This is a genomic window from Limnothrix sp. CMB-01, from assembly GCF_055193175.1.
In genome coordinates this window covers 527,572-545,666 of record NZ_CM143720.1, presented here as the reverse complement: position 1 = coordinate 545,666, position 18,095 = coordinate 527,572, and the positions used below count along the sequence as shown (strand labels likewise).

Sequence of the window (18,095 nt, the reverse complement as noted above, 5' to 3'; positions counted from 1 at the left end):
GCGCTGCTTCCCTGTCCTGTGCGAGTGGCATTCGATCGGCTGTGAGCCATTAAAAACGCGGAAACTGATCGCCCCGTCAGTTCAAATCACCCATTCCCTTAGACCCTCGGCGATGCACCGGGGCGCGAACTGAAATCCATGCTGAATGTGTCTGTTAAGTCCGCTGAGTCCGTTGAAGCGATCGCCCCGTCCACCCGTGACAAGTTTCCGCTGCTGTTGATTGGTCACGGCACGCGCGACGACGATGGCCGCCGCACCTTCATGGAGTTTGTGGAAGCCTTTGCGGCCTATGACACCTCGCGGCCCGTTGTTCCTTGTTTTTTGGAGTTGACGGAACCGTCGATTCAAGAAGGGGTCGATCGAATGGTGGCCATGGGCTACCAAGAAATGACCGCCCTGCCGGTGTTGCTGTTTGCGGCGCGGCACAACAAGTTTGATGTGACCAATGAACTCGATCGCGCCCGGGCCCGCCATCCGGGGCTGAAGTTCCACTATGGTCGCCATTTTGGCGTGGCCGATCGCCTGGTGGAATTGTGGCGATCACGCTTGGAGGAACTCGATCGGCAAAGTGAAATCCCCCGCGATGAATCAGTGTTGCTGTTCGTGGGTCGTGGCGCTTCGGATCCCGATGCCAATGGCGATGCTTATAAGTTGGCACGGGTGCTCTGGGAAGGCAGCGGCTTCAAGGGATTGGAGCTGTGTTTTAGTGGAATCACCCATCCGCGTTTGGATGCGGGTTGGGAACGAGCTTGGACTTGGAACCCCAAACGGGTGGTGGTGTTGCCGCACTTCCTGTTCACGGGGGCGCTGATGAAACGGATTCACGGCTATTCCGACCAAGCGCGGCTCGATCGCCCCGATGTGCAAATCCAATCCCTGCCGGAAATTGGCTTAGATCCCGTCTTGTTTGAGTTGGTGAAGGAGCGGGAACAGGAGGCGATCGCCGGTCAGGTGGCCATGAACTGCGAGCTATGCAAGTTCCGCCGGGCCGTGAGTCGTAATCTGTTGGGCTTGGGTCAGGATGATGGCGAAGCGATCGCCCCGGACGCGATGGCGAGCGGCCATCATCACCACGATCACGGCCACGGCCATAGTCACGATCACGGGCATCATGCTCACAGCCATGGGCATAGTCATGATCACGGCCACAGCCATGGGCATAGTCACGGTCATAGTCATGATCACGGCCATGGGCACAGTCACGATGCGCCCGACCCCTACGCCACTCAAAACGATTATCACGAAAAGGCTTGGCGAGTTCCCTAGGGTTTCGTTGGCAGTTTTTGGACAACACTTGCAAACAAAAGGGGCGATCGAACTAGTCGATCGCCCCTTTTAAACACCTTAAATACAGCGTTTCTAGGCAAAAGGTTTAGAAAAACCCAAAGGCTTAAAAACCAAATGCCAAACGGAGATCTAGGCTTCTTTGTTGATGAATGGCAGCAGGGCCAGGATGCGGGCGCGCTTGATGGCTACAGCCAAATCGCGTTGTTGCTTGGCCGTCAGACCGGTTACACGACGGGGCAGGATTTTGCCGCGTTCGGTGATGAAGCGACGCAGCAGATCAACGTCTTTGTAGTCGATCGGCTCTTCGGGTTTGAGGGGAGAAACGCGACGACGATAGTAAGCCATGGTGATTCGCTAAGGATTCAGGGGTGATTCAGGAAAAGCGGGCGGCTCGGCTTGGAAACAGCCGATCGCACCGAGTTCGTATAACGAGACTGCACAATCCGCGACCGGGGCGATCGAGCGCTCCGGGCAAGGACTGGGTTATGGGCGAAAAATTACTTAATTTCGCGGTGCACTGTGTGCTTGTTGCAGTGGGGGCAGAACTTTTTCAGTTCCAAGCGCGCGGTGGTGTTGCGGCGGTTCTTTTGGGTGGTGTAGCGCGACACGCCGGGCGAGCGCTTGTCGGTGTTGGTGCGGCACTCGGTGCACTCCAGGGTGATCACGAGCCGTACGTCTTTACCTTTAGCCACGGTGGGAAACTCCTAATGGTTCGATCGGTGCAAAGGGTTTGCGATTGGACGATCGTGCGCCGCCGCATTGGCACTGGGCAAAACAGGCGGGGGGCGATCGCCGATCGAGCAGAACTGCTGATTTTGTCCGCAAACGGATTCGGGCAGTTTTGCAGCACTCTATCTTCGCATAAAACGCTCAGTTCGATCGCGCAGAAGACGATACCACCGTTGCACCTTCAGATCTAGGGAAAACCCCCGAGAAGTTTGCACCACAATCGATCCAATCAGGCGATCGTGAAAGGACTGTTGTTGGCGGCTTTCGTCCGTAGCCGTCACAATGCCATCGACAATTGCCGGAGCCAAACAAAGCAGCGCCACCGGGTTCACCTGTGACAACAGGGACAATCCTTGCAAGGCCAGCCAAGCTTCAATGCCCACGATGCCCTCCCGTTGGGTCAGCTCCACCATCGTTGGCAGGCGGCGGGTGCGGGGGTTCACCAGTTTGATATCCATGGCCAATCGCCCAATGCTTTGGCCGCGATTATTGGCTACCATCACCACCCGCACCAGGAGCCACAGGATCACAAAAACCGGCAGTTCAAACCCGGCTCCCAACAGGCTGCTGAACAGTCCCCCAATGACCGCATCGATCGCCGTGGCCACACCACGCCGCCACAGGGGCACACGGGGAAGGTAAGGAGCAGGTTCAAGGCGATCGCGCATGGCAGGTGAGCCTAAACGATGAGGAGGAGGGGGAGATCTAATTCAGAATCAACGCATCAGAATCAGCGCAGTGGTCTGCTGCGATTCTCCCCAAATAATGCCATTAATGCCATGGCTCGAACTGTCATAGCTGGGATTGTCATGGCTCGGAATCCCAAGGCTCAGGCTCTTGGGGTTAGGGGTTGCCCGATCTCGTCGCGATCGCCAATTGCAGGTTGGGGATTTGGCGCAACCGATCCATCACTTCCACCACTCGCCCGTGGCTCACGGCTCGATCGGCCTCAATGGCTACGGTGCGCATGGGTTGGTCTGGGGTGCGGGGCCCCAACTTTGCCTGCACTAGGGTGGGTAATTGCTCGATCGGGATCGGCTGTCGATCGACTGCCAAATTTCCCGCCGCATCCACCGTCACCACTGGCATTGACTGGGTTTGGGCTTGGCCCGTGGCGGCGCTGGGCAAGTTCACCGGCAAACCCCGCGATCGGGTCAAGAAAGCCGTAGCCACCACAAAAAACGCCAGAATCGCAAAAATCACGTCCACCATAGGTGTGACGTTAATTTGAAGGGGCGGATCATCATCCGAATCCAGAAAATTCATCACCTGTGCCCCAATTTCAATAACTGCAACGAAATTTAGTCCCGATCTGTTCGCCCATGCTGGGAGTGCCCATGCTGGGAGTGCCCACGCTCGCAACAGTTAAATCAGTTGAAATTAATGATTGCACTGCGTTGATTTTAGCGACTACCCCTCCTTAGATCGGTTATAGGCGCATCGATCGCCGACCAAGAGCGATCGCTTGTCAAATTCTTCCCTTGTCAAATCATTTCTTGTAAGTCATAATCATTATGAGTTTAGGCAAGATTCCACCTCACCCATAAGGAAGTCACCACCATGCTCGATCGTGTCCCCGATGTTGTGTTCAAAACCCGCGTCCGCGATGAGTCCGTGCCGGGCCCTAACCCCTTCCGTTGGCAAGATCTCAGCACCCAAGACCTCTTCGGTGGCAAGCGCGTTGTGTTGTTTTCGCTGCCGGGTGCTTTCACGCCCACCTGTTCCACCAGCCATCTGCCGCGCTACGAAGAACTCTATGAAGAAATTAAGAGCCTAGGTGTGGATGCGGTGGTTTGTTTGTCGGTGAATGATGCCTTTGTGATGTTTCAATGGGGCAAACAACAAAACGCCCAGAATGTCTTCTTGCTGCCCGATGGCAATGGGGAATTTACTCGCAAGATGGGCATGTTGGTAGACAAGTCCAATCTGGGTTTTGGGATGCGTTCCTGGCGCTATTCCATGGTGGTCAATGACGGCGCGATCGAAAAGATGTTCATTGAACCTGGCTATGGAGACAATGCTCCCAGCGATCCTTTTGAAGTTTCTGATGCTGATACGATGCTGGCTTACTTGAAGTCGGTGCAGTCATAAAAACTGCTCGATCGACTCAATTGATCGATTCGACTGATTGGATTAACTGGATCGATTTGATCGGCTTGATCGATCGAGCGGCTTAGCTCAATTAACCCATGTCATCGAGGAGGGGCAAGTGAAAAGACGGGCCCCTCTTTTTGCTGTCGTTCTTGCTGCTGTTTTTGCTGTCGTTTTTTCTGTTAGCTCGGGATGGTTATGGCAATTAGATAGGCATCTTTGGGTTAATTCCAAGACTCATCCCAAGGGTGGGTAGCCATCTTGGCGACCCATTAACGACGCACGCGAGCGGTGAACCCTGCTGCCTTAAATTGCTTGAGCTGGAGTGGTTCCGGTTGGCTGACGGGCACAGAAATCCGAAACTCAAATTCGCTCACGCCGGGCGGAATTTGCTCGATCGCGCCCAAACGAGTGCGATTTTCCATAATGGAATTATCCGTCGCGTCATAGATTCGCCCAAAGATATCCGCATCAAACACCGTTTTTCCCGTGGTGTTGTTTGCCTTGCCATAGACGATGAAGCATTTGGCCGGCAGCGTTGCGCCACCAGAGGTGACGGCCCCAGCGGCCACTTCAGCCGGACATTCCCGATAGTTCAAATCCGACAGCTTGATATTGGTGAGGGCTTGGGCCGCACCAGTGGGAACCATCAGCCACATCAACAAGCCCAACAGGCCGATCGCCCCGCATTGTCCCAGCCGTTTGCTCAGTTGCTGCCCGATCACCCGCAATAAACCTGAAATTTGCATGATTTTGATCGTTCGGAGGAGATTACCAAAACCCTGACGCGAAGACCGACGGATCCCCGCGACCGGTGAGCAAAGTTGCCTCTTCTCATTAAAAGCGAGATGGATAGAAGCGAGATCGGAACAGGATAAAGAAAAGCGGGATAGGTTTAGCCCTACCCCGCCTTGGATGAGTCAATCCAATCGTTGATCTGAATAATCAAGATCATCAACAAATAGATATTGAGATCGAGAAAATATGAAAATTGGTTGGCGGTCTAAACCGTGCCACCAGCCGCCTGCACCCGAGCACGGGCGCGTTTGAGGGCTTGGGTTGCCTTAATTTTCTCTTGAGGACTGTTAGCGGCAGCTACCCGAGCTTCTGCGTCGGTATATTCTGCTTGGGCGGCGGAACGGTCGATCGAGTCACCCCGTTCGGCTCCATTCACCAGCACCGTCACTTCGTTATCTTCGATTTCAGCAAAGCCACCCATCAGGGCGATCGGCAACCAATCCTTACTGACCCGAACACGCATCACTCCCGTGCCCAACGCCGTCAGCAGCGGCGCGTGGCCGGGTAGGATGCCTAACTGTCCTGTGGTACTCGGCAGGATCACTTCCTCTGCCTGGTTATCCCAAACGGTCTTGTCTGGGGAAATAACACGAACTGTTAAGCTCATAACCTCTTGGCTCGATCGAGCGGAATTGCAACACCGTGAACAAACAACACCAGCGGCAGCGGAGACCGGTTAGCCCAGCCCCCGCATTCCGCAACGCGATTTAAAAACTAGCTATTCAGCAGCTTTTCGCCCTTGGCGATCGCTTCATCGATGTCGCCAACCATATAGAAGGCTTGCTCAGGATACTTATCCAGCTCACCCGACAGGATCAGCTTGAAGCCCTTGATCGTGTCTTCCAGGGTCACGTACTTACCAGGCGAGCCGGTAAACACTTCCGCCACGAAGAACGGCTGCGACAGGAAACGCTCCAGCTTCCGGGCGCGGGCCACCGTCAAGCGGTCTTCTTCAGACAATTCATCCAGACCCAAAATGGCGATGATGTCTTGCAGTTCCTTGTAGCGTTGCAGGGTGGCTTGCACCGCCCGAGCCGTGTCGTAGTGATCGCGACCCACGATCGCCGGTTGCAGCATCGTCGAGGTCGAACCCAACGGATCCACAGCCGGGTAGATTCCCTTAGCGGCCAAGCCCCGGGACAACACGGTGGTACCGTCCAAGTGGGCAAAGGTGGTTGCCGGAGCGGGGTCGGTCAAGTCATCTGCGGGCACGTAGACGGCTTGAATCGAGGTGATCGAGCCTTCGGTGGTCGAGGTAATCCGCTCTTGCAGGTCACCCACATCCGTACCCAGGGTGGGCTGGTAACCCACGGCGGAGGGCATCCGACCCAGCAGCGCCGATACTTCCGAACCGGCTTGCACAAAGCGGAAGATGTTGTCCACAAACAACAGCACGTCTTGCTTGTTGGTGTCGCGGAAGTATTCAGCCATGGTCAGACCCGACAGGCCAACACGCATCCGTGCTCCCGGCGGCTCGTTCATTTGGCCGTAAACCAGCGCAATCTTGGACTCCTTCAGGTTCTCCTCGTTGATTACGCCCGACTCCTTCATTTCGTTGTAGAGGTCGTTCCCTTCGCGGGTTCGTTCGCCCACACCGGCAAACACCGACACCCCACCGTGCTGGGTGGCAATGTTGTTGATCAATTCCATCATGATCACGGTCTTGCCCACGCCAGCGCCGCCGAACAGACCGATTTTGCCGCCGCGACGGTAGGGGGTCAGCAGGTCAACGACCTTGATCCCGGTTTCGAACACGGAGGGCTTGGTTTCCAGTTCGGTCAGCTTGGGGGCTGCCCGGTGGATGGGAGAAAATTCAGTGGCTTCGACGGGCCCTTGGTTATCAACGGGTTCGCCCAAAACGTTGAAAATGCGGCCGAGCGTGGCTTTACCCACGGGAACGCTGATCGGTGCACCGGTGTCTTGGACTTCCATGCCGCGCACGAGACCATCGGTGCTGCTCATTGCCACAGCACGGACTTGTTGGTCGCCGAGCAACTGTTGCACTTCGCAGGTCACAGAAACTTCTTGACCGGCGCGGTTCGTTCCCTGGACTTTGAGGGCGTTGTAAATGCGGGGCAATTTACCGCCGGGGAACTTCACGTCGATCACGGGGCCGATGACTTGCGTGATGTAGCCGACGTTGGTTTTTTCAGTGGTGGTGACCATGCTCGAGCCTGTGAGTTTATCGCTTCAATGATCTGGGTTGGCTTGCTCGCAAATCCAGTGATCGCGCTGTCGTGGTGGGAGACACCGGGCGATCGCTGATTGGGGTGCGAGCGGTTTTTCAAACTCGGTGTTAACGGGGCGAACCGCACTGAAGGTACGCCAGCGCGCCTTCATCGGTATTTTTGCCAAGTATCAGATTATCACCGATGCGCCACAGGTCACTGTGAATCCCTGGGGGGCGATCGAATCCCAAGGTTGGGGATCGAGGAACTGGGAAATTATCGGGCGATCGGGACGCTCTGGTTTTGCGAATTGGCGATTCCTGGGAGGCGCAGCGGGGCGATGCCGCTGGGGGATGAATCTGGGGCGATCGGGCGGGTGCTGACGGGTTTGGAGGGGGTTAGTGCTGAGCAGGGAAACTGTTTTCGCCTCAAAATTCCTCGCCTATACTCGAAACAGAGGAATGATCAGGGGGTTCAGCGGCAAAGGGAGCTGAACTGCATCAACCGAAATGTTGGGATGTGGATCGATCGGCTGGGAGGTTCCTGAAAGCTCCCACGGGCAATCAACGGGCGATTAACCTGGCGATCGACTCAATGACCAGTGATTGGCTTCGATTGGCTCCGTGATCAACGCCCAGCGATCAGCACTAAATCAACATCATCCAGATCAACACCATTTGAGCTTGGGTACTTTACCTAGTAAGGGCCGACTCCCCGAATGGCTCACGAGCTAAAGATTTGCAAACGCGCAAGGACAGTCGGTCAGAAATGACCCATAACTGAACACCCACACTCAACGAGGACAGTACGGTGGCTGCAACAAAAACTCAAACTCCCGAGACCGAGAACGGTGTTGCTCCGAAAAACGGACTCAGCACGAACCAAACCGAAGCACGGCCCTGGGGATCTTTTACGGTGCTAGAAGAGGGACGCGGTTACAAAATCAAGCGCATTGAGGTGGGGCCCGGTCATCGCTTGAGCTTGCAGATGCATCACCACCGCAGCGAGCATTGGATCGTTGTCTCAGGCACGGCGCGTGTGGTTTGTGGCGATAACGAAATCATGCTCACGCCCAATCAATCCACCTACGTTCCCCAATGCACTGCCCACCGGCTGGAGAACCCCGGCACTATTCCCCTGGTGTTGATTGAAGTGCAGAATGGGGAATATTTGGGCGAAGACGATATCGTTCGTTTTCAGGATGACTACGCCCGCACCCCTGCTGCTAAGTAGGGTAATTGCTTCGATTTAATTTTGATTTGTCTTGCTTGATTGGTCTTGATTTGGCTTGCCCTGATTTTGAATTGAGTCTGTTTGCCTGGGTTTGCCTAAGATCGTGAACGCTGTTGCGATGGCAAGGGTTTCAGGGGTGGCTCTTGGCGTTTGGCGAGCCAAATCACACTTCGTTGACCGCATTTTTTAAACCATTTCTCAAAAATTCTGTTGATTATCCATGTTGGTTCTGTCTGCTGCGGCCCAAGCTGAAGTTCAACGTCTTGCTCAACAATGGGGACTGGAGCAAGGCTGGTTTCGGCTGGAGGTGCGATCGGGAGGATGTCGCTCCTTAACCTATGTCTTGCAGTTCCACCCACCGAGCCAGGCGATCGGCCCTGATGAACAGGCCCTTGAAGGAGATGGTTGGCGGGCGATCGTGCGCGATCATGATTTGCCCTACCTACGGGGCTTGACGATCGACTATTCCGAAGATCTGGTGGGTGGTAATTTCCGGTTTCAAAATCCCAGTGCTCGCAACAATTGCAGTTGTGGGCACTCCTTTGACCATGGCGAATCGTAGCCGATCGATGCGTTTGGTTAAGGGTTGAGGGCGATCGTCTCGAAACCATGACCACCGCAACGGCCAAGAAACGGCAAACCCTGGCGAAACGCCCACCTAGCGAAGCCATTCCCAGAAAGCTGTCAACCTAGCTACGCTTCATTGACAAAGGTAACAGCCCATCCGTATAGTTATAGACCGTGACATTTTATGACCCCATCGAATATCTAGAATCTGCCGGTGCAGTAAGCCCATGCCCACGATTCAGCAACTCATCCGATCTGAGCGCGCCAAAGCTAAGAGCAAAACCAAATCGCCAGCGCTCAAAAGCTGTCCTCAGCGCCGCGGCGTTTGCACGCGCGTGTACACCACCACACCCAAAAAGCCCAACTCTGCCCTGCGTAAGGTGGCACGTGTTCGCCTAACCTCCGGCTTTGAAGTGACAGCCTACATTCCGGGCATTGGGCACAATCTGCAAGAACACTCAGTGGTCATGATTCGCGGTGGTCGGGTAAAAGACCTGCCCGGCGTGCGCTACCACATCATTCGCGGAACCCTTGACACTGCCGGCGTTAAAGATCGTAAGCAAGGGCGATCCAAGTACGGTGCGAAGCGCCCGAAGCCCCAAAAATAATGGTGGTTCCGTAGTCCCGGGCCGGCACTGTTAACCGCAACTTCAGCGTGGCCAATTCAACAATTGAAATTGCTCATAACGAAGTTGCCGGTGACTGCTCGGGTGCCTGGTACGCAAAGGAATTAGAAAATCGCGGTTAGCCATTTCAGGCTCCCAGCAAGCACCCATGCAGCCCCCTGACTGAGTGCTGACTGGGTGGCAGATATTCATGGACTTTGCGACACCAAAGTTTTAGTTTGCTTGTTCACGCTCTGATTGTGACCTAACGGCTACTGTTATATGTCTCGTCGCACAACTGTCAACAAACGCCCTGTTCCCCCTGACCCTGTTTACAACAGCCGCCTGGTCAGCATGACTGTTCGCCGGATCATGAAATCCGGTAAGAAGTCGGTTGCTTCCCGGATTGTTTACGATGCCTTCAAGCTGATCCAAGAGCGCACTGGCTCGGAACCGCTTGATGTTTTCGAGCGGGCCGTGAAGAACGCAACGCCTCTGGTGGAAGTGAAAGCCCGCCGGGTGGGTGGTGCGACTTACCAAGTGCCCATGGAAGTGCGGAGCGATCGAGGCATTGCCCTGGCCCTGCGCTGGTTGATCCAATTTGCTCGCCAACGCGGCGGCCGCAGCATGGTGAGCCGCTTTGCGAATGAAGTGATGGATGCGGCCAACGAAACGGGTAGCGCAATCCGGAAGCGCGAAGAAACGCACCGGATGGCGGAAGCGAACAAGGCCTTTGCTCACTATCGCTACTAGGTTTCGAGAGTTTCGAGCTTTTGTCACGATGATTCATCGGCTGACAAATGGCTCAGTGCTTCAGTCCTCATGAGTTGGAAACTGAGACAAGCGCTTTGGTGGCAGTGGGGTTCGATCGCACTCTAAATAGCGATCAGCCCAATCTGTTCCCCCGGCGTTCTGTCTTTGTTTCGATTACTTAACAAGGATGTAACATGGTATCTGCGATAGGAGTCCCAGGAGGTTAAAGTGGCCAGATCGATTCCGCTCGAACGAGTGCGAAATATTGGAATTGCCGCCCACATTGATGCGGGCAAAACAACGACGACCGAGCGGATTCTGTATTACTCGGGCGTGGTTCACAAGATCGGTGAAGTTCACGAAGGGACTGCCGTCACGGACTGGATGGAGCAAGAGCGTGAGCGTGGGATCACGATCACCGCTGCGGCCATCAGTACGAGCTGGAACGATCACAAGATCAACATCATTGATACGCCTGGTCACGTGGACTTCACGATCGAGGTGGAGCGCTCCATGCGGGTGCTCGATGGTGTGATCGCGGTGTTCTGTTCGGTGGGTGGCGTGCAGCCCCAGTCGGAAACGGTGTGGCGGCAAGCTGACCGTTACAAAGTGCCCCGGATCGTGTTCGTGAACAAGATGGATCGGACGGGTGCGAACTTCTACAAGGTCTATGGTCAGGTGCGCGATCGCCTGAAGGCCAATGCTGTGCCGATTCAAATCCCGATCGGGGCTGAATCCGAGTTGCGCGGCATTGTTGACCTGGTGAAGATGCGTGCCTACCTCTACACCAACGATCTGGGCACCGACATCCAAGAAACCGATATTCCTGAAGATCTGGTTGACCTGGCTGATGAATATCGCCTGAAGTTGGTGGAAGCGGTTGCAGAAACCGACGATGTCTTGACCGAAAAGTATCTTGAAGGCGAAGAGCTGACCCAAGAGGAAATCAAGGGTGCGCTGCGCAAGGGCACAATCGACGGCACGATCGTCCCCATGCTCTGCGGTTCTGCCTTCAAGAACAAAGGGGTTCAACTGCTGCTCGATGCCGTGGTGGACTACCTGCCCGCCCCGATCGACGTGCCCCCGATTAAGGGTCTGCTGCCCGACGGTTCAGAAGTGACCCGTCCGGCCGACGACAACGCGCCCCCGGCAGCCCTGGCCTTCAAGATCATGGCTGACCCCTACGGTCGCTTGACCTTCATCCGGGTCTACTCCGGCGTGATTACCAAGGGTAGCTATGTCTACAACGCCACCAAGGGCAAGAAAGAGCGGATTTCGCGCTTGATCGTGCTCAAAGCTGACGAACGAATCGAAGTAGACGAAATGCGTGCTGGCGACCTCGGCGCAGCCCTGGGTCTGAAGGACACCATCACCGGCGACACGATTTGTAGCGAAAGCGATCCGGTCATTCTGGAATCCCTGTTCATTCCTGAGCCGGTGATCTCGGTGGCCGTTGAGCCGAAGACCAAGCAGGACATGGAAAAACTGTCCAAGGCCCTGCAATCCCTCTCGGAAGAAGATCCGACCTTCCGCGTCAGCATTGACTCGGAAACCAATCAAACCGTGATCGCTGGGATGGGTGAGCTGCACCTCGAAATCCTAGTAGACCGGATGATGCGGGAATTCCGTGTGGAAGCCAACGTGGGTGCGCCTCAGGTGGCGTATCGCGAAACCATCGGCAAGGCTGCCAAAGCAGAAGGCAAGTTTGTCCGCCAGAGCGGTGGTAAGGGTCAATACGGCCACGTGGTGGTTGAAATTGAGCCGGGCGAACCGGGGACGGGCTTTGAGTTCGTCTCGAAGATCGTCGGTGGTGTGGTGCCGAAGGAATACATCGGCCCTGCGGAACAGGGGATGCGCGAAGCTTGCGAATCCGGTATCCTAGCAGGCTACCCACTGATCGATGTGAAGGTCACCATGGTCGATGGGTCTTACCACGATGTGGACTCGTCGGAAATGGCATTCAAAATTGCTGGCTCCATGGCTGTCCGCGAGGCGGTCATGAAAGCAGCACCCGTCCTCCTCGAACCTTTGATGAAGGTTGAGGTTGAAGCTCCTGAAGAGTTTCTCGGTGACGTGATGGGGAACCTCAACTCCCGTCGCGGTCAAATCGAAGGGATGGGTTCCGAGAGCGGAACGGCCAAGGTTGCTGCTAAAGTACCTCTGGCAGAAATGTTTGGTTATGCCACCGACATTCGCTCGATGACGCAAGGCCGCGGTATCTTCTCGATGGAGTTCAGCCAATACAGCGAAGTTCCTCGCAACGTCGCTGAGGCGATCATCGCGAAGAGTAAGGGGAACGCATAGCAAGGAAAAGGAACGCACAAGACTCATGGCACGCGAAAAGTTTGAACGGACTAAACCTCACGTCAACATCGGGACGATCGGTCACGTTGACCACGGCAAAACGACCCTGACCGCTGCAATCACCATGTCGCTGGCGGCTCAAGGGAAGGCCAAGGCTCGTAACTACGCCGACATCGACTCCGCACCGGAAGAAAAAGCCCGTGGGATCACGATCAACACGGCTCACGTGGAATACGAGACCGAAGATCGTCACTACGCCCACGTGGACTGCCCTGGTCACGCGGACTACGTGAAGAACATGATCACCGGTGCTGCTCAAATGGACGGCGGCATCCTGGTGGTGTCGGCGGCTGACGGCCCCATGCCCCAAACCCGTGAGCACATCCTGCTGGCTCGCCAGGTGGGCGTGCCCAACCTGGTGGTGTTCCTGAACAAGGAAGACTTGGTGGATGACGCTGAACTGCTGGAGCTGGTTGAGCTGGAAGTCCGTGAACTGCTGAGCAGCTATGACTTCCCCGGCGACGACATCCCGATCGTGATTGGTTCGGCTGTGAAGGCTGTGGAAGCCCTGACCGCTAACCCCAAGATCGCTCGCGGCGAAAACGAGTGGGTTGACAAGATCCTGAAGCTGATGGATGAAGTGGATGCCTACGTGCCCACTCCTGAGCGCGATGTGGATCGTGACTTCCTGATGGCGGTGGAAGACGTGTTCTCGATTACGGGTCGTGGTACGGTTGCCACCGGCCGGATCGAGCGCGGTATCGTCAAGGTGGGCGACACGGTGGAAATCGTGGGTCTGAAGGACACCCGCAGCACCACTGTGACCGGCGTGGAAATGTTCAAGAAGTCCCTGGATCAAGGGATGGCTGGGGACAACGCTGGTTTGCTGTTGCGCGGTATCCAAAAGGAAGATATCGAGCGCGGCATGGTGCTGGCGAAGCCGAAGTCGATCAGCCCCCATACGCAATTCGAGGCTGAAGTGTACGTGTTGACCAAGGAAGAAGGCGGCCGCCACACCCCGTTCTTCGCTGGCTATCGTCCTCAGTTCTATGTGCGGACTACGGATGTGACCGGTCAAATCACGGCTTACACCGCTGACGACGGCTCGACCGTGGAAATGGTGATGCCCGGTGACCGGATCAAGATGACGGTTGAGTTGATCTGCCCGGTAGCAATCGAACAGGGGATGCGCTTCGCTATTCGCGAAGGCGGCCGGACGATTGGTGCTGGCGTGGTTGCCAAGATCGTTAAGTAGTTGTTGGTTCATCTGAGCTAGACACTGTAGGAACGCTGAATCCAGCGTTCCTACGGCTGTCTTCAGTCAAACCCTGAACCTTGAAAATTGAGTCTTTACACCCCCTGAGTCCTTGAGTATGGCGACGATTCAGCAACAGAAAATCCGGATCCGCTTGCAAGCTTTCGATCGGAAGCTGTTGGATGCTTCCTGCGAAAAGATTGTGGATACGGCGAACCGCACGAGCGCAACGGCGGTGGGCCCGATTCCGCTGCCGACGAAGCGCAAGATCTATTGCGTGCTGCGTTCTCCCCACGTGGATAAGGATTCGCGTGAGCATTTTGAAACGCGCACTCACCGCCGTGTGGTTGATATTTATCAACCGTCGTCGAAAACGATCGATGCTTTGATGAAGCTCGATTTGCCGGCTGGTGTGGATATTGAAGTGAAGCTCTAGAGATTTTCAGTAGGGCGATTGATCGCCAATTATCCCTAGCAATTTCAATCAGCAATTACCAGCAATTGCTAGTAATTAAAAAAGTTGCCAGTGTTGCCAGTAATTAAACGCTGCGTTGGTTGAATTGCCCAGTGGGGAATTGAGTTTGTTACTCAAGCTAATGCTTCAGCGCCCGAGAGTTCATGTAACTCTTGGGCGTTTTGGATTGATTTTGGATTGACTTTGGATTGAGCTTGAAGCGACTAGGGCTGAGTGGCTTGATTGGCTTGAGCGACGGCCAGGGCGATCGCCTGGGGAAAAATCAAATGCTCTTGGGTTTGGATTCTGGCGTGGAGCGTTTCGGCGCTGTCGGTGGGGTAAACAGGAACAGCAGCCTGCATCAGGATGGGGCCGCTGTCCACCTCTAGCTCCACGAAATGCACCGTGCAGCCAGTGATTCTGACTTGGGCGGCGAGGGCTTGTTCAACGGCTCGAATGCCGGGAAAGCTGGGCAACAGGCTGGGGTGAATGTTGATGGCCCGCTGGGGAAAGGCGTTGACGAGGGTTTCGGTGGCCCGCCGCATCCAACCGGCCATGGCAACCCATTCCACTCCAGCGGACTGGAGCGCTTGGACAACGGCCGCGTCAAACTGGTTGCGATCGGGGTATTGGCGATGGTCGAGGAGAACGGCGGTCACGCCCCAGCGGGCTGCCCGGGCGGCAACTTTGGCCCCGGGATTGTTGTAAACCAGCACTTTCACCTCTGCCCGTAAGCGGCCATCGGCGATCGCCTCCATGATGGTTTCAAAATTGCTGCCACTTCCTGAGGCCAATACGCCCAGGGCGATCGGGGGCAGGTTTTGATAGAGCGCTAATAGGTCACCGGACAGTTGAGGGGAGACCAAGTTAGGCTCGGAAGCGCGATCGATCGGAGCCTCGGTCATAGTTCCAGCCATTGCGAAAAATCAGCACGATTGTAGGCTCCGCTTGCCCGAAAGGGAAGTGCTAGAATACGCGACTGCGAAACAAACTGGTGCTTTACGCGGCGCAGCGCAGGAGGTGTGCTGTTTATACTCGTCCTTTGGCTCGATTAATTGAGCAATTGCAACGGCTACCGGGCATTGGCCCCAAATCTGCCCAGCGGTTGGCGCTGTATCTGTTGAATCGCCCGGAAGCGGAAATTCAAACTCTGGCCCAAACGCTGCTGGATGCCAAGCAACAGGTGGGCCATTGTCAGGTTTGCTATCACCTCTCGGCGGAGCCGGTTTGCGAGGTTTGCAGCAACCCGAACCGCGATCAACAGACGATTTGCGTGGTGGCGGATTCGCGGGATCTGATTGCGATCGAGCGCACTCGTGAATATCGTGGGCGCTACCACGTTTTAGGCGGGGTCATTTCCCCCATGGATGGCATTGGCCCCGAAAGCCTGACGATTCAGCCCCTGGTGCAGCGGGTGCATCGCGAAAAGACCCATGAGGTAATTTTGGCGATCGGGCCCAGCATTGAAGGGGAAACTACCACCCTGTATCTATCCCAACTGCTCAAGCCCTTTACCAAGGTGACCAGAATCGCGTTTGGGTTGCCCGTGGGGGGTGAGTTGGAATATGCCGATGAGGTGACCTTGGCCAAGGCTTTGGAAGGGCGGCGCGAGGTGGAATAGTTTCTGATCATTACTGGTAATTACTGGGGTGATTACCTGGGCGATCGCTCGGGCTGGGGAGAGGGAGTCAGGTTTGCTGGATGCTTCTACTGCTAATTTGTTTCGATGCTTTTCTGAAGCTTCTCGCTCCCGATCGCGATCGGGAGGCTGAATTGAAACGTGCTGCCCTTGCCTAGCTCGCTGGTCACCTCCATTTCACCCCCCTGAAGCTCCACCAACCGCCGAGAAATGGATAGACCAATTCCCGCGCCAGTGGATTGGCGACCCTCATGGCGGCAACGACTGCGATCGGCCCGCCAAAATCGCTCAAACACATGGGGCAAATCTTCCTCAGAAATGCCTTCCCCCGTATCCGTGACCCCGACCCAAAGGGCGCGTTCATCCTTGGGGTTGGCCCAAAGGCGAATTGAGCCACAGGTGGTGTGGCGTAAGGCATTGCCCATCAGATTCAGCAACACCTGTTCCACCCGATCGGGGTCGGCAGCCACGAGCGGCAGCACAGCCGGACAATCCAAAATTAACTTTGGTTCATCATCAAATACCTGATCGGCAATGCGGTTAATGATCGATTCCAAAAGGGGCCGCAGATCGATCGACTGCACATGAATTGGCAAATAGCCTGTTTCTGCCCGTGATAGCTCTTGAGTGTCGCTCACCAGTCGCTCCAGCCGTTTGGTTTCGCGAATCAGGCGGTCGAACAAATCCGGCGTGGGATCAATGCGCCCTTCACTCAGTTCTTCGAGATAGCCCCTTACCACCGTCAGCGGTGTGCGCAGTTCATGGGTCAGGTCGCTGATCAAATCCCGGCGGCGCTGCTCCGTGCCTTCTAAGCTCGTGGCCAAGCGGTTGAAACTACTGCCCAACTGATTTAGTTCTGGAATATCACTGGCTTGGATGCGGGCATCCAGTTCCCCCGAGGCAAACCGCACAGTCACCTCTTCCATGTGCTTCAGGGGCCGCGCAATCCGCAAAGCCGCCCAATAGCTAAAGGCTCCTGCCGCCGTGGCCCCAACCAGCGCTGACCAAAGGGTACTTTGCTGCAACACAAACCCAAAACTGTTCACCAGTTGCGTGCGGGCATAGCGCAACCGAAACCCCCGCACCTCCAGCTCATCTAGCTTCCAAACAAAGGTTTTGGGGGACGAGAACCAACCCACCAACGCAAAGCTACCGATGCTGAGGAAAACCACCAGCAGGTGGGATAGCAACAGGCGCGATCGCAAGTGGGGGCGAAGTTTGGTCAGGTCGGTGAGCAGGGAGTTCAAGGGCGATCGGGGGGTGAGGGTGGATTGATGTGGCTACCGGCCCGGGAACTGGGGCAGCTCATTTCATTGTGCCAAGGTCGATCAGCTTCGTGGCCCCGGTGACGTAAATTCCAAGGTCGATCAAGAGGTCGATCGATCAAACGCTGGGCAATCGTGGGCATCGCTGGCTACGATCAAGCAATCATCCAACTTTTCACCACATCATCGAAACCGGCGATTCAACATGCCATTGCACAGGCGATGGGCAAGGTGACCATGAAACGACGCGGGCGGCGCTGGCCGCTTCAAACCTGGCAACGTTGGTTACTCACTGCCCTGGCAGAAATCTTGCTGGGCTTGTTGCTCTTTGCGATCGCGCCGTTCTTTCTCAATTCCCATTGGCCCCTCTTGGGGTTTGCGATTGTGTTGGGTGTGCCGATCACCTGGGTTGGATCGCTGGGTTATGGCCTGTGGCGGTGGCTGGATGCTCGACGGGCCCGAACCCTGTTGGTGCAATACGATCCGGTCTATCGGCGGCTGCGAACGGTGCAATTATTGGCGATTTCTTCACGATCGGTGGAGGAGGCGATCGAAACATTGCAATTGCTCAATCAGGATGAAGCCTATCGTGTCTTGAACCGATCGCCCTTGGACTTGTTGCAGCCTTTTCCTGATTGGGAAATTGATCATCAACGGCTGATTTCCCATGTTGCCGATCAGTCCCAAGCCGTTAAACCTACTCACCGATCGCCCTAATCACTGATCGCCCTAAAAAGATGGCTTAATGCAAGCTTTGTTTGAAATTAGTTTTTGATTGATTTTTACCAACAGCTTGATTGATTACCTACTGAATTCATGATTAATTCTTGATTAATAAACCCTTTACCTAAAATAATTGACACGCCATATCGTAAATGCCATGAAGCAACGGTTCGGTGGGCACTGCCCACCCTACGGGCTGGCAAGTGCTTCAAGACACTTTTCCG

General features: G+C 55.4%; 21 protein-coding genes. 11 read left to right on the top strand and 10 right to left on the bottom strand.

The window, feature by feature from the left end:
* The first annotated feature begins 138 nt into the window (after nucleotides 1-138).
* On the top strand, nucleotides 139-1,266 hold the full coding sequence (locus ACZA91_RS02265; protein WP_463184485.1) for a sirohydrochlorin chelatase: 1,128 nt from the start codon (nucleotides 139-141) through the stop codon (nucleotides 1,264-1,266).
* Between the two features lie 150 nt (nucleotides 1,267-1,416).
* Here the strand turns inward: ACZA91_RS02265 and rpsR are convergent, their stop codons facing one another.
* The 5 genes from rpsR to ACZA91_RS02240 form a co-directional block, all read right to left on the bottom strand.
* On the bottom strand, nucleotides 1,417-1,632 hold the full coding sequence (gene rpsR, locus ACZA91_RS02260; RefSeq protein ID WP_099532992.1) for a 30S ribosomal protein S18: 216 nt from the start codon (nucleotides 1,630-1,632) through the stop codon (nucleotides 1,417-1,419).
* A 152-nt stretch (nucleotides 1,633-1,784) separates the two neighbouring features.
* Nucleotides 1,785-1,979 carry a 50S ribosomal protein L33 gene (gene rpmG / locus ACZA91_RS02255; protein ID WP_099532991.1) on the bottom strand — a complete coding sequence of 65 codons (195 nt, stop codon included), beginning with the start codon at nucleotides 1,977-1,979 and terminating at the stop codon, nucleotides 1,785-1,787.
* Nucleotides 1,972-2,112 (bottom strand): hypothetical protein, encoded by a 141-nt coding sequence (locus ACZA91_RS02250; protein WP_190353865.1) that lies wholly within the window; start codon nucleotides 2,110-2,112, stop codon nucleotides 1,972-1,974. Before ACZA91_RS02250 ends, rpmG begins: the two co-directional genes overlap by 8 nt.
* A gap of 26 nt (nucleotides 2,113-2,138) precedes the next feature.
* A complete protein-coding gene (locus tag ACZA91_RS02245; protein WP_463184483.1) occupies nucleotides 2,139-2,684 on the bottom strand; it encodes an RDD family protein in 546 nt (181 codons plus the stop codon).
* A gap of 175 nt (nucleotides 2,685-2,859) precedes the next feature.
* Nucleotides 2,860-3,282, bottom strand: a complete 423-nt coding sequence (locus ACZA91_RS02240) for an ExbD/TolR family protein (protein ID WP_463184482.1) — start codon at nucleotides 3,280-3,282, stop codon at nucleotides 2,860-2,862.
* A gap of 294 nt (nucleotides 3,283-3,576) precedes the next feature.
* Here ACZA91_RS02240 and ACZA91_RS02235 point away from each other — a divergent pair, with 294 nt between their 5' ends.
* On the top strand, nucleotides 3,577-4,107 hold the full coding sequence (locus tag ACZA91_RS02235; protein WP_099532988.1) for a peroxiredoxin: 531 nt from the start codon (nucleotides 3,577-3,579) through the stop codon (nucleotides 4,105-4,107).
* A gap of 272 nt (nucleotides 4,108-4,379) precedes the next feature.
* On the opposite strand, the gene ACZA91_RS02230 is transcribed toward ACZA91_RS02235, so the two are convergent.
* From ACZA91_RS02230 to atpD, 3 genes are all read right to left on the bottom strand, one after another.
* Entirely contained in the window at nucleotides 4,380-4,766 is a 387-nt protein-coding gene (locus ACZA91_RS02230; protein WP_099533033.1) for a hypothetical protein, read from the bottom strand.
* Nucleotides 4,767-5,110: 344 nt separating this feature from the next.
* A complete protein-coding gene (gene atpC / locus ACZA91_RS02225) occupies nucleotides 5,111-5,512 on the bottom strand; it encodes an ATP synthase F1 subunit epsilon (RefSeq protein WP_099532987.1) in 402 nt (133 codons plus the stop codon).
* A gap of 107 nt (nucleotides 5,513-5,619) precedes the next feature.
* Nucleotides 5,620-7,071, bottom strand: a complete 1,452-nt coding sequence (gene atpD, locus ACZA91_RS02220) for a F0F1 ATP synthase subunit beta (RefSeq protein WP_099532986.1) — start codon at nucleotides 7,069-7,071, stop codon at nucleotides 5,620-5,622.
* A gap of 812 nt (nucleotides 7,072-7,883) precedes the next feature.
* Between atpD and ACZA91_RS02215 the strand changes: the two genes are divergently transcribed.
* The 7 genes from ACZA91_RS02215 to rpsJ all read left to right on the top strand — a co-directional run bounded on the left by ACZA91_RS02215 (nucleotide 7,884) and on the right by rpsJ (nucleotide 14,226).
* Nucleotides 7,884-8,306 (top strand): phosphomannose isomerase type II C-terminal cupin domain, encoded by a 423-nt coding sequence (locus ACZA91_RS02215; protein WP_099532984.1) that lies wholly within the window; start codon nucleotides 7,884-7,886, stop codon nucleotides 8,304-8,306.
* Between the two features lie 220 nt (nucleotides 8,307-8,526).
* On the top strand, nucleotides 8,527-8,868 hold the full coding sequence (locus ACZA91_RS02210) for a HesB/IscA family protein (RefSeq protein ID WP_463184480.1): 342 nt from the start codon (nucleotides 8,527-8,529) through the stop codon (nucleotides 8,866-8,868).
* Between the two features lie 232 nt (nucleotides 8,869-9,100).
* Nucleotides 9,101-9,481 carry a 30S ribosomal protein S12 gene (gene rpsL / locus ACZA91_RS02205; RefSeq protein ID WP_099532982.1) on the top strand — a complete coding sequence of 127 codons (381 nt, stop codon included), beginning with the start codon at nucleotides 9,101-9,103 and terminating at the stop codon, nucleotides 9,479-9,481.
* A gap of 279 nt (nucleotides 9,482-9,760) precedes the next feature.
* Nucleotides 9,761-10,231 (top strand): 30S ribosomal protein S7, encoded by a 471-nt coding sequence (gene rpsG / locus ACZA91_RS02200; protein WP_099532981.1) that lies wholly within the window; start codon nucleotides 9,761-9,763, stop codon nucleotides 10,229-10,231.
* 228 nt (nucleotides 10,232-10,459) lie between these two features.
* Entirely contained in the window at nucleotides 10,460-12,535 is a 2,076-nt protein-coding gene (fusA, locus tag ACZA91_RS02195; protein ID WP_099532980.1) for an elongation factor G, read from the top strand.
* A gap of 25 nt (nucleotides 12,536-12,560) precedes the next feature.
* A complete protein-coding gene (gene tuf / locus ACZA91_RS02190; protein WP_099532979.1) occupies nucleotides 12,561-13,790 on the top strand; it encodes an elongation factor Tu in 1,230 nt (409 codons plus the stop codon).
* Between the two features lie 118 nt (nucleotides 13,791-13,908).
* Nucleotides 13,909-14,226: a 30S ribosomal protein S10 gene (gene rpsJ / locus ACZA91_RS02185; protein ID WP_099532978.1), complete on the top strand. Its 318-nt coding sequence runs from the start codon at nucleotides 13,909-13,911 to the stop codon at nucleotides 14,224-14,226.
* A 242-nt stretch (nucleotides 14,227-14,468) separates the two neighbouring features.
* Here rpsJ and purN read toward each other — a convergent pair whose 3' ends face one another.
* Entirely contained in the window at nucleotides 14,469-15,161 is a 693-nt protein-coding gene (purN, locus tag ACZA91_RS02180; protein ID WP_242026116.1) for a phosphoribosylglycinamide formyltransferase, read from the bottom strand.
* Between the two features lie 77 nt (nucleotides 15,162-15,238).
* On the opposite strand from purN, the gene recR reads away from it, so the two are divergent.
* On the top strand, nucleotides 15,239-15,865 hold the full coding sequence (recR, locus tag ACZA91_RS02175) for a recombination mediator RecR (RefSeq protein WP_099532976.1): 627 nt from the start codon (nucleotides 15,239-15,241) through the stop codon (nucleotides 15,863-15,865).
* Between the two features lie 92 nt (nucleotides 15,866-15,957).
* Here recR and ACZA91_RS02170 read toward each other — a convergent pair whose 3' ends face one another.
* Complete coding sequence (locus tag ACZA91_RS02170) at nucleotides 15,958-17,130, bottom strand: sensor histidine kinase (RefSeq protein ID WP_463184477.1); 1,173 nt, start codon at nucleotides 17,128-17,130, stop codon at nucleotides 15,958-15,960.
* Between the two features lie 255 nt (nucleotides 17,131-17,385).
* Between ACZA91_RS02170 and ACZA91_RS02165 the strand changes: the two genes are divergently transcribed.
* Nucleotides 17,386-17,865: a hypothetical protein gene (locus tag ACZA91_RS02165; protein ID WP_463184476.1), complete on the top strand. Its 480-nt coding sequence runs from the start codon at nucleotides 17,386-17,388 to the stop codon at nucleotides 17,863-17,865.
* The last annotated feature ends 230 nt before the right edge of the window (nucleotides 17,866-18,095 follow it).

Coding starts and splice junctions, on each gene's coding strand:
- atpC (WP_099532987.1), bottom strand. CDS start 5,512: ATGAGCTTAACAGTTCGTGTTATTTCCCCAGACAAGACCGTTTGGGAT.
- tuf (WP_099532979.1), top strand. CDS start 12,561: ATGGCACGCGAAAAGTTTGAACGGACTAAACCTCACGTCAACATCGGG.
- ACZA91_RS02165 (WP_463184476.1), top strand. CDS start 17,386: ATGAAACGACGCGGGCGGCGCTGGCCGCTTCAAACCTGGCAACGTTGG.
- purN (WP_242026116.1), bottom strand. CDS start 15,161: ATGGCTGGAACTATGACCGAGGCTCCGATCGATCGCGCTTCCGAGCCT.
- rpsR (WP_099532992.1), bottom strand. CDS start 1,632: ATGGCTTACTATCGTCGTCGCGTTTCTCCCCTCAAACCCGAAGAGCCG.
- ACZA91_RS02235 (WP_099532988.1), top strand. CDS start 3,577: ATGCTCGATCGTGTCCCCGATGTTGTGTTCAAAACCCGCGTCCGCGAT.
- rpsJ (WP_099532978.1), top strand. CDS start 13,909: ATGGCGACGATTCAGCAACAGAAAATCCGGATCCGCTTGCAAGCTTTC.
- ACZA91_RS02245 (WP_463184483.1), bottom strand. CDS start 2,684: ATGCGCGATCGCCTTGAACCTGCTCCTTACCTTCCCCGTGTGCCCCTG.
- ACZA91_RS02230 (WP_099533033.1), bottom strand. CDS start 4,766: ATGTGGCTGATGGTTCCCACTGGTGCGGCCCAAGCCCTCACCAATATC.
- ACZA91_RS02240 (WP_463184482.1), bottom strand. CDS start 3,282: ATGAATTTTCTGGATTCGGATGATGATCCGCCCCTTCAAATTAACGTC.
- rpsG (WP_099532981.1), top strand. CDS start 9,761: ATGTCTCGTCGCACAACTGTCAACAAACGCCCTGTTCCCCCTGACCCT.
- ACZA91_RS02210 (WP_463184480.1), top strand. CDS start 8,527: ATGTTGGTTCTGTCTGCTGCGGCCCAAGCTGAAGTTCAACGTCTTGCT.
- atpD (WP_099532986.1), bottom strand. CDS start 7,071: ATGGTCACCACCACTGAAAAAACCAACGTCGGCTACATCACGCAAGTC.
- rpsL (WP_099532982.1), top strand. CDS start 9,101: ATGCCCACGATTCAGCAACTCATCCGATCTGAGCGCGCCAAAGCTAAG.
- ACZA91_RS02265 (WP_463184485.1), top strand. CDS start 139: ATGCTGAATGTGTCTGTTAAGTCCGCTGAGTCCGTTGAAGCGATCGCC.